General features: G+C 49.0%; 13 protein-coding genes. 9 read left to right on the top strand and 4 right to left on the bottom strand.

Annotated features, from left to right (window positions below):
- The coding region (locus GF404_13275) for a T9SS type A sorting domain-containing protein (GenBank protein MBD3383150.1) at positions 1 to 999 on the top strand (999 nt) is incomplete at its 5' end.
- A gap of 78 nt (positions 1,000 to 1,077) precedes the next feature.
- A complete protein-coding gene (locus tag GF404_13270; protein MBD3383149.1) occupies positions 1,078 to 2,130 on the top strand; it encodes a T9SS type A sorting domain-containing protein in 1,053 nt (350 codons plus the stop codon).
- A 79-nt stretch (positions 2,131 to 2,209) separates the two neighbouring features.
- On the opposite strand, the gene GF404_13265 is transcribed toward GF404_13270, so the two are convergent.
- The 4 genes from GF404_13265 to GF404_13250 are packed head-to-tail and all read right to left on the bottom strand — an operon-like array spanning position 2,210 to position 3,849.
- Complete coding sequence (locus tag GF404_13265; protein ID MBD3383148.1) at positions 2,210 to 2,710, bottom strand: hypothetical protein; 501 nt, start codon at positions 2,708 to 2,710, stop codon at positions 2,210 to 2,212.
- Positions 2,710 to 3,162, bottom strand: coding sequence for a hypothetical protein (locus tag GF404_13260; protein ID MBD3383147.1), 453 nt, complete (start codon positions 3,160 to 3,162; stop codon positions 2,710 to 2,712). Before GF404_13260 ends, GF404_13265 begins: the two co-directional genes overlap by 1 nt.
- Positions 3,143 to 3,625, bottom strand: a complete 483-nt coding sequence (locus GF404_13255) for a hypothetical protein (protein ID MBD3383146.1) — start codon at positions 3,623 to 3,625, stop codon at positions 3,143 to 3,145. Before GF404_13255 ends, GF404_13260 begins: the two co-directional genes overlap by 20 nt.
- The gene (locus GF404_13250; GenBank protein MBD3383145.1) at positions 3,625 to 3,849 is read right to left on the bottom strand and encodes a hypothetical protein; all 225 of its coding nucleotides are present in this window, start codon (positions 3,847 to 3,849) and stop codon (positions 3,625 to 3,627) included. Before GF404_13250 ends, GF404_13255 begins: the two co-directional genes overlap by 1 nt.
- A gap of 264 nt (positions 3,850 to 4,113) precedes the next feature.
- On the opposite strand from GF404_13250, the gene GF404_13245 reads away from it, so the two are divergent.
- The 7 genes from GF404_13245 (at position 4,114) to GF404_13215 (ending at position 10,091) form a co-directional block, all read left to right on the top strand.
- On the top strand, positions 4,114 to 4,518 hold the full coding sequence (locus GF404_13245; GenBank protein MBD3383144.1) for a phage tail assembly protein: 405 nt from the start codon (positions 4,114 to 4,116) through the stop codon (positions 4,516 to 4,518).
- Between the two features lie 198 nt (positions 4,519 to 4,716).
- Positions 4,717 to 5,613 (top strand): hypothetical protein, encoded by an 897-nt coding sequence (locus GF404_13240; protein ID MBD3383143.1) that lies wholly within the window; start codon positions 4,717 to 4,719, stop codon positions 5,611 to 5,613.
- Entirely contained in the window at positions 5,613 to 6,476 is an 864-nt protein-coding gene (locus GF404_13235; protein ID MBD3383142.1) for a hypothetical protein, read from the top strand. Before GF404_13240 ends, GF404_13235 begins: the two co-directional genes overlap by 1 nt.
- 173 nt (positions 6,477 to 6,649) lie before the next feature.
- Positions 6,650 to 7,507 carry a hypothetical protein gene (locus GF404_13230; GenBank protein MBD3383141.1) on the top strand — a complete coding sequence of 286 codons (858 nt, stop codon included), beginning with the start codon at positions 6,650 to 6,652 and terminating at the stop codon, positions 7,505 to 7,507.
- Between the two features lie 247 nt (positions 7,508 to 7,754).
- A complete protein-coding gene (locus tag GF404_13225; GenBank protein ID MBD3383140.1) occupies positions 7,755 to 8,348 on the top strand; it encodes a DUF4255 domain-containing protein in 594 nt (197 codons plus the stop codon).
- 42 nt (positions 8,349 to 8,390) lie between these two features.
- The gene (locus tag GF404_13220) at positions 8,391 to 9,611 is read left to right on the top strand and encodes a phage tail sheath family protein (protein ID MBD3383139.1); all 1,221 of its coding nucleotides are present in this window, start codon (positions 8,391 to 8,393) and stop codon (positions 9,609 to 9,611) included.
- A gap of 48 nt (positions 9,612 to 9,659) precedes the next feature.
- Positions 9,660 to 10,091 carry a phage tail protein gene (locus GF404_13215; protein MBD3383138.1) on the top strand — a complete coding sequence of 144 codons (432 nt, stop codon included), beginning with the start codon at positions 9,660 to 9,662 and terminating at the stop codon, positions 10,089 to 10,091.
- Positions 10,092 to 10,289: the final 198 nt, after the last annotated feature.

The following is a 10,289-nucleotide window of genomic DNA, read 5'->3' as shown; positions in this document are numbered from 1 at the left end:
TTCAATACCCTGAAGCATATGGATCACCTGCACGGCTACTGGTTCAACATGGATGCCGAAGATACCCTGTATCTGGAAGGCGCTTGTGTTGATGCCGAGACTCCGATCGCCCTCGAGATGGGTTGGAACCTGGTTTCCTACCTGCCTGAAGAGGCTGATTCGGTCCATAACGCCCTGGCCTGCATCCTCGATAAGGTCATCGTCGTACTCGGATTCGATAACGGCGCGCAGACCTATGTCCCGACGATGAAGGAATTCTCGACTCTGACTATGCTGCGTCCGCTCTTTGGCTACTGGATCAAGATGACTGCCGACGACTACCTTGTTTACGGTGGTTGCTATAATCCGGCCTTTGCCAAGGAAGGTATCGACCAGCATACCAATAACATGAATGCTGTTACCCCGACTAACATCTGGCACGACCTTTACGGCGAAGCCGTGATCGTCGAAGGTAACCTGCTCCCGGCCGGTACCGTGATCGAAGCTGTCGATCTCAACGGTAGCCTGGTTGGAAGCTGTGTGGCTCAGGCCGAAGGCAAGTTCGGATTCATGTCGGTCTATGGTGCTGAAGAAGACGGTGCTGGCCTGAAGGTCGGCGACGAGTTCCAGCTCCGCATCGACGGCCGTCTGTCCGAAGAGGTCTTCACTTTCGAGGGCACCGGAAGCCGTACGTTTGTCGGCAATATCAACCTGAAGTCGGGTGGTTCCGCTGTGATTCCGGAACAGTACAACCTGGCTCAGAACTATCCTAATCCGTTCAACCCGGTCACTTCGATCGCTTATGAGATCCCGAGTGACTGCAAGGTCACCCTGACTGTGTACAATATCCTGGGTGAAAAGGTTACCACCCTGATCGATCAGCATCAGTCCGCTGGTGCCTACACGGTCGAGTGGAACGGCGAGACCGATGCCGGTAGCAAAGTCTCTTCCGGTATCTACTTCTATCGCCTGAACGCCGGCGACTATACCAAGTCGATGAAGATGACCTTGATGAAATAAAACAGGGAATATATACTGGCGGGCGGCCTTCTAACCGCCCGCCATATATAAAGTGTTGTGTGTGGAGGCATTAATATTATGAAGATGTCATTAAAGAAACCAAGGATGATTGCGAGTGCGCTGATCCTGACTGTGATTCTGGCGGTCGGTCTTTCGGCCGACGGCGGGACTGTGGTCCTGACGCCGGAATGGATCAATGTGTTCAGCGACTATACCCTCTTAAACGGTGAACCGATTCCGGTCGGTGCTAAAATCGACGCCTATGACCCGGATGGTATCCATTGCGGAACATTTGTTGTGCATACCCCCGGCCATTACGGGTTTATGCCGATCTATCGCGATGACAACAGAACCGATGAAGATGACGGCGCCAACTCAGGTGATTTGATTACGCTGGTAATCAACGGTGTCTCGACTACCCAGGTTCTCGGCGATCCGATCTACTGGACCGAGATGGGTGATACCGCCACGGCGGATCTCACGGCTACCCAGGAAATCGGTATCGGTATCGATGTTCCGCCTGCCCAGCAGGCTTCTCCCGGTGATGTGATCGAGTATACTTTCACTATCACCAATGAAGGCGACGGGCTGGATTTCTTCTATATCGATATCGAAAGTACCGAGGACTGGCCGTTCACGATCATGTCCGAGACGACCACCGATTATGTGGAACCGGGAAGCAGTGTCGATTTCACGGTCGAACTGAATGTTCCCTACGGTTTGTCGCAGACTATAACTGACTACTTGAATATCGAGGTCACCTCCAATATGGATGGTGACGTGGTCGAAACCGACAAGACCTTTACGACGGTTATCGTGACTTCGGTCGATGAGGAAAACGGATCGACTCTGCCGGGTGCGTTTGCCCTCGGTCAGAATTATCCCAATCCGTTCAATCCGGAAACTATGATTCATTATTCGCTCGAAAAATCCGGTCATGTCCGTCTCGAAGTCTACAATATCCTCGGACAGTCGAGTGCTGTCCTGGTCGATAATCATCAGGACGCAGGCGATTACTCGGTTGTGTTCAACGCCGAATCAAACGGTGTCAGTATGCCCAGCGGAGTGTATTTCTATCGCCTGACGGTCAATGAAAATACTTTAACCCGCAAGATGATCCTGATGAAATAGTTTCGTGAAAACTCGCAAGAATATAAAAAACCCGCTCAATTTGAAGGCGGGTTTTTTATTTGGTATCTATCCCGATTGGCTACATCGTGCTGGTCTGAGCCTGTTTATTGACCAGGTAAGTCATGTATTTTCGAACGAGGTGGTCGAGTGTGACCGGTTCGAGATGGTTGCCGAAACCCAGCAGGTTTTTCTCCTCCCAGGTGATTAAATCGCCGGTGCGGGAGAGACGTGCCAGAACGAAGGCCGCCTCACGTACGCTACTGCCCTCGATCAGGTCGACCCTTGCGAAACCTCGCCTGGTGTCCACGAAATTCATCTGACGGGTCAGAAGTCTCAGACCAAAATAGCTGTTTCCCAGGTGATCCTTGGAGAAATCGACATACTCCATCTTCACCCGTGCGGACTGGTTGAATTTTTCCAGTGAGGCCTTGATCTTCCGGCTCATATCTTCCAAAAACTGAACCGTCAGTTTCCTGCGGATATCCTCATTGCGTTTGCCGTTGTCGACAGCGCCGGAGATCCTGTTCTGGATATGATTGAGCTGGTTTGCCAAAAGGCTTTCCCAGTCTGTGGAGGTCATTAAACCTTCTTTCTGGAGAAACTGGATATATCAGTACTTGAGACTTCGATTCTGGATGAAAAATATTCCTTAAACTGGTTGCTGACTGATTTAAAGCTAAAATCCTGAACAAACTTTGTCAATTTATTTTTTTGGATTGTACGCAGAAATCCGAACTCTTCAGCATCTTCTATTAACTTTAGTTCCCAGATAAAGTAATCCGGCTTGTGCTGATCGCGGATCATGATCTGTTCTCTGACTTCCTCCATAGCGTCGGAAATTTTCTCCGGTTGTTGCCCGGTTTCGATCCTGCGGGGTTCGATGATCTCGTGGGCCAGTTCACTGCTTTTACGGCTCTTCTCAGCAAACTCACGCTCAAACGTGGAAGAAATCCGGGAAATAATCGGTTCAAATCGTATTCTTGAAATGATGCTGTCTGCAAGCTCGGTGTCATTAAAGCGGGTCTTCGCCATTGCGCTCCCTGTCGGTCTTGAGGTCTTTTTCAAGCTTCTCTTTGATTATCTCTGCCACCATTTCGATTTGAAACGGATTTAGCCTGCGGGTCATCAGTCTTTTTGCGCTGGCGGTTTCCGCTTTAATATCGGTTGTCAACCGGGTCGCGTCAGCCACCTGTTGAAACGGATTGTCAGTTGTTGATGAAAGCCGATCTTGACCTGCTGGTTGAGCTCTCTGCTGTTTAGCGATATCCGGTGTATCTTCCATTTGAGGTCCCATACTGTCGTCGCTTTCAGCCAGGACCATTTCAGGGGTAGGAGGGGAATCATCGATTGAACTATCCTGCGCTTGAGTCAGTTCCGGAAGCCCGGATGTGCTCAGAAATGGCTGACCCCGCCTCATGAGCTGGTCGGCTGTGGCCTGAGCTTTAGAACCGGCCAGGTTTTTAAAAAATTCTGCGCTCTTATCAAAATTGATCATTATCTGTCATCAACCTGTTCTTCTTCTTTATCCCGCAGAAAATTCTCGATATATTTCTGGAGATCATCTTCCAGAAGCGAATCGATCATCTCGTAGCTGAATTCCTTTCGAATCAAATCTCGCAGCTCCCCGGCATAACGGGCATATTCCGTAGGTAGATCGAGTTCGATTGTACCGATACGCTGATTGACTATAACATATTTAGGTTTGTGATTGGCAGTCATAGAGGAAAAATAGCAGTTTTTGGCTGTCGGGCAAGTACTATTGCGCAGATTTACGGCTTTGCAAGTTAGGACGGCAGTTTTTGCTTGATTTTTGTGTCGCTTTCGAATTAATTTGAGGGCAAACCGTGGCATACTTGAAGTATGTCCGAAGTTGTGTTATATTATTGTTCAATTATCCGCAATGATGCATAAAATTGCAGGTCAAATCTATATGAGCAAGTCTTCCGGAAAAAGTCTCACCTCGAAAGCACAAGGAGTTTAGATATGGTGGATACAGAATACGGTTCCAGCCAGAAAGCGGCCGGCGTGTTTCAAACCGAGTTTGAATTTACGCTCCCGAAGGGCTATGTCGATTCGAATGGCAATGTTCACAAAAAGGGCGTTATGCGCCTGGCAAACGCCAAAGACGAGATAGCGCCTTTGTCAGATTACCGTGTCCAGCAGAACCGTGCTTACCTCGTCATAATAATTCTCTCGCGGGTAATCACGAAACTGGGCAGTCTTTCGGATATAAATACAGGTGTGATAGAGAATTTGTTTTCGGCCGACCTGTCGTATTTACAGGATTTTTATCGGCAGATAAATGAGGAAGGTACCGCGATGATTCCGGCTGTGTGTCCCTCCTGCGGACACCAGTTCGAAGTTGATATGGGTAGCCTGGGAAAATAGTCAGCTACCCCCGGGAGGATCTGCTCCGGGAGGTAGCTTACATGGCTTATCATTTTCACTGGGATTTGGATGAGATCATGGAGCTGGATCACGCGACCCGACATAAATTTATCGAACAGATTTCGGAGATAAACCGAAAAATCAACAAAGGCAGGGAAGAATATTAACCTCATTTCAAACAAGATACAGGAAGGTTCTATGTTAAAAAAAGCTGGCATTCTGTTTCTGGTCATGGTAACGCTTTTAGCCTGCGCCCAGAAAGAGGCTGCGGAGAAAGGCAATGACCTGACATTGAACACAACCATCGCTGTCAAAGATCTGCCGGTGGTCGGACCGGTGACATTGAAACAGACCCAGATGTTTTCCGGCAATATCATGCGTTCGGTGATGCGTTCCTCGGTAATCGTGGGTGGTGAAGCACAGGAGATTTCCTCCACGGTCATGGTTAACCTCGATGAAGGCAATATCTACATGATTAACGATTTCGATTCGAATTACGTTGTCATGACGCTCGAGGAATTCGATTCACTGATGACCCACTACGAGATGATGGAAGAACAGGCCCGGGCAGTTGCACAAGGCGAGGATGTTGCCGATACGGGAGAAGCTCCGCTTAAGTTTGCCCGCCGGGAGGTGACCGTCAGCCAGGACTCAACCAAATCAATTGAGAATTACGGACAGTGCGAAGCACTCGAATTCGATCTCCAGTTGAACGATCCTGAAACTGATTTTACCAGTAAACTCAAGGGTTTTATGTGGGTTTCGAAAGATATCGAGAACGTTCAGCTGTTTACGGATTTCCAGGATCAGATGTCACGGCTGTCGGATCAGTTTTTGACAACGAGTTCCGGTTTCTTCGGGCTCGCCAACCAGATCGATATGGGAGATGCCTGGCTGGATGAAATCAATCAGAAGCTCAATGGTGTCCCGGTCGAGGCTGATTTTGAAGTCAATGTGCCGATGGATGGCGATATGGTCAAGTACGGGATCAGCTTGAAGCTCGAAGATTACACGACCACGGATATTGACCAGATCCTGCTGTCGGTTCCTGAAGGCTATCAAGAGGTGGAATTCAACCAATTCAGGATGTATTAGTGATCTTCAGAGTCGGATTAAACTGCATTCGCGCGGGTATGGCGGTATTTCTGTTGTCAGCTTTTTCAGGTTGCGGGGGAACTTCCGAAAAAGAGGCGGACAAGGACGATGCCCGAAAGACGCGGGCGGTACCGGCGGTGGAACTAAAATACCATATCAAGCTCGACAACTTACCGCTCATGGGACCCCAGACCGAAACCGGTAAACTGACGGTTTCGAGCGAAGTCGCACGTTACCATGGCTCAGCGGAAGTAGTTATGGGCGACGATCGCAGTACAGTAAAACGTACCGAGATTCTCGATTTTCGCGATTTCAGCCTGAGCTTGTTGCAGGCGTCTGATTCGACCTACGAGACGAAGTTCTACGATAAACGTGATTTACCGGTCGATTCAGCCCTCAAAAGCAGTCTGGCGGTTGAACTGACCGAAGAGTACATGCAGATCGACGAATTCCAGAATTGCCGCAAAATTGTGATCGAGGACAGGGCCGAAAAGCCCAAAAAGTCCGGCCGTCTCGACCGCGGGACGTATATAAACGGTGAAATCTGGATCATTTCCGATATCGAAGCGTCCGGAATCCTTGAAGGTTATCATCACCGTCTGGCGGCATTGTACGGGGGCTCCGAGTTCGAAGGGCTCGCTTTATGGCGTATTCTCAGGCGCTTGAATGTCGATCGTCCCGATCTCCAGCGGATTCTGCTCAATTTGGAAGGTGCGGTGGTCAGGGCTGAGTTTTTAGTTGAAACTGTTACGATGAACAAGAAGGCGCGGATTACGGTCAGCTTGAATCTCGATGAACTGCTGGAAAAGAAAATCAATCCGGCCGTTTTTGATATTCCGGAGTATTACCGTGTGAAATTCTAAAGCGAAGGGAGGGTTTGATTTTAAATCGCAAAAATGTGATCTATTTCCGTCTTCGCGTTGTATAATAAATATTGAAATACAGGTCGTGCGTCCGGTCTATTAGTAACTGACAGAGCATGTATGAGATCTGATAAAGCAAGAAAACATTTTCTAATCCATAGGGAGAGATTACTATGACTTTTCGAAATGTCGGTAAACTGTCAATTGTCTTGTTGCTGATATTTGGGTTGACCGCCCAGCTTTCAGCACAAGGTAAATCGGGACAATACCTTTCGGTGGAGCATTCGATTATTACCAAGGGACTGCCCCTGGTCGGGCCGGTGAAGTTGACACATACGCAGGATATCTATAAAGACAGCCTGTGCAGGTCCAGCCGTAACTCTGTTATTACATTGGGCGACTCCGTGCTTTCCAATGTCACTACAATCACAATCCATGACCTCAACGGAAAAAAGCAGATGTTTGTCAATCCGGCGGCCAAGGAATGGGCTGTCAGAATGATGCGCGCCTCCGAATTTCCTGTCATCGATTCTGCCGCTGATGCCAGGCGACCGCAGATGAAGATCGAAAAGACCGGTGAAACCAAGACGATCGACGGCAAAAAGTGCGATAAGATCACCTTCCGGCTCGACCATGCCCGCAATACCGGGGTTGGCGAAGCCAAGGTCAAGCATTACTTCGAGGGTTTTCTCTGGGTCACCAAAGAGATTCCCAACCACAAAATGTATAACAGCTATAACCTGTTTGCGCATAAATTCTTGCGCGGGACAAACAATGTCACTGGCAGTTTCTTTGATATTTTGATCAGACTCGATCTGGATGAGTATAATCTCAACCGTCTGCTGGCCGAGATGGAGGGGATACCAGTCGAGGGTACGATCGTGGCACAGATGCCGACCGGACAGGGTGCCGATGTATTCGAAACCAATATCAAGCTTTTGAATTATTCTACCAAGGCTTTTAAAGATGGGCATTTCGCTCCGCCCAGGGATTGCAAGGAAGTTCCCATCAAAGAGTTCAAAAGCTTCTAATTTAGAGATCTACAGAGAGATGTATACAAGCCGTTTCCGATTGCCGGAGACGGCTTTTGTTTTGATAATGTCAATCGAATCCAGATGCCGCTTGACATCGGGTTAACAAAGTGTTTCATTGATACGTATAATGGGATTCTGGACTGTTTTTTTTATATTGCTTCAGGCAAGTTCCTGAATTATAATTCGTTGGAAAATAACTATCCTGATCACCTTATAGGATCTTGAGATTACTGCAGATTCAAGGATGAAAAGCCATACGATCATCCAGCAAGTAACTTCGGCAGTGCTGAAGCTTCTGGAAGAAGAATTCAAACGCGTCGACTTGAAAAAAGTCGAATGCCTCAATTGGCAACCGAACCTGGATAAATTGTCCAAGGAAATGCCCTGTTGCATTTTTTACCTTTACAGTATTACTGAAAACCAGGAGCTCAAGGAGCGCGATCCCTACCAGATTCAGGACCGTGATAAGGATGGTAACTACTATGAGTTTTTACGCGAGCCACCTTTGAAGCTGGATTTGCAATACATGTTATGCGCTTTTGCTGCCGATCCTGATACGGAACAGCAGATTCTCGGGCGCAGTATCCTCTCGCTTTACGACAATTCGGATCTTGGCAAGCTTGAGGATTTGAAGGAATACATCAATCATCCCGCAGACAGGATCGGGCTCAGGATGCTCCCGTTTTCACAGGAAAAGCAGATTCGTTTCTGGTCGGCTCTCAGAGAACCAATGAGGCCGGCTTCTTTTTATCAGGTCACGATCGAGATGGAATCCGAGAGGCAACGGCGATTCCGTCGGGTGGAGGAGCGAATTATAGATATGCGTAAAAAGGAATAAAAGATAGGCAAAGCGATAAAAGATTAAACATGGAGGTTTTCTATGCCGGAATATTTGTCTCCGGGTGTCTATGTCGAAGAGGTCGATAAGGGGAGTAAGCCGCTGGAAGCGGTCGGTACCTCGACAGTCGGCTTCATCGGGCAAACCAAAAAAGGACCCAAAAACGAAGCTACATTGATTACCAACTGGGGACAATTCACCAGAACCTTTGGTGAATTTAACGACAGTCCCTATCTGGCTCACGCTGTATATGGATTCTTCAACAACGGTGGAAGCCGCTGTTTTGTGACCAATATCGGGATGGAAGGTCCGCCTCCCCCTCCGCCTCCTCCCAAAAAAGAAGAAGGCAAAGACGAAAAGAAACCGCAGTCTCCCCCGCAGTCGTCGGGTGGTGGCCCCTCACCGGCACTGTTTATGGGCAAGGATGAGGGTCCCGGCAACAAGACCGGACTGGTAACTTTCGAGGAAGTCGATGAAATCGCGATTGTCTGTGCCCCGGGTATGACCGAGCCCGCTATCCAGGATGCGGTCATTTCGCATTGCGAGAGGATGAATCGTTTCGCTATTCTGGACTCCACCCTTGAAATCGAAAAGGGCGGAGTCGACAAGATCAAAAAGCCCCGTGACAGCCAGTATGCGGCGTTCTATTTCCCCTGGCTCGAAGTGTATGACCCCGCCAGCGATAAAAATGTTTATGTTCCGCCTTCCGGTCATATGTCCGGAATCTATGCCCGCAGTGACAACACTCGCGGTGTCCACAAGGCACCGGCTAATGAAGTCGTTCGCGGTGCCCTGGGACTGCGTTACAATATCTCCAAGGGTGAGCAGGATATTCTCAACCCGCGTGGAATTAACTGCATCCGTGAGTTCAAGGATCGTGGCGTCCGGGTGTGGGGCGCTCGTACCGTCTCTTCGGATCCGTCCTGGAGATATGTCAATGTCCGACGCCTCTTTATCATGGTCGAAGAATCGATCAAGGCAGGTACACAGTGGGTCGTGTTCGAACCCAACGATCACACCTTGTGGAAGCGGATAGTACGTAATATTACCGCCTTCTTACTGCGTGTTTACAATGACGGCGCGCTGTTTGGCAGAACGCCTGAGGAGGCTTTCTATGTCAAGTGCGACGAGGAAACCAATCCGCCGGAAGTGGTCGATGCCGGCATGGTCGTGATCGAGATTGGTTTGGCACCGGTCAAGCCTGCTGAGTTCGTGATCTTCAGGATCTCGCAGTGGCAGTCCGGCGCTTCGGTTAACGAATAAACCAGGTTTCTACCAGCCGAGTTACGGCTTTGATTACAGGAGGAAAGCATGCCGAATCGCAGAAAACATGATCATATCGGTGCTTACAACTTCAAAATCGAGATCGACGGTGTCACTCAGGCGGCCTTCAAAGCTGTCGACGGTCTCGATTCCGAAACGGAAATAGTCGAGTACCAGGATGGTTCCGACCAGGTCCTGCGGAAACGTCCGGGACAGACCAGATATTCGAATATCATCCTCAAGCGAGGCTACGTGAACACTACCGAGCTCTGGCAGTGGCGCAAGTCTGTCATGGAGGGGCGCGTTGATCGCAAGAGCGGAAGTGTCATTGTTTGTGATGATTCCGGGGATGAAATCATGCGCTACAATTTCTTTGAAGCCTGGCCCTGCAAGTGGCGCGGCTTCGATCTCGATGGCCGGGTTTCTACCACCGCGGTGGAAGAAATCGAACTGGCCGTGGAGAAAATCGAGAGAGGTTAAGTATTTAGATCGGTGTCATCGGTAGTTGTCCTGCCGATGACACTGATATTAGCTGACACTGGAGGAATGATGAAACTAATAAAGAAAAGCCTGCTTGTAACTGTTCTTTTGGGCCTGCTTTTTAGTGCCACGCTTACAGCTGATTTTGCGGTCAAGCAGGAGATGGTTATGACAGGTATTCCTATGATGGGAAACCTG

This window comes from Candidatus Zixiibacteriota bacterium (genome assembly GCA_014728145.1).
Taxonomy (GTDB): Bacteria; Zixibacteria; MSB-5A5; order JAABVY01; family JAABVY01; genus WJMC01.
Note: the sequence above shows the minus strand (reverse complement) of the source record. Positions and strands in the feature narration are given on the sequence as shown.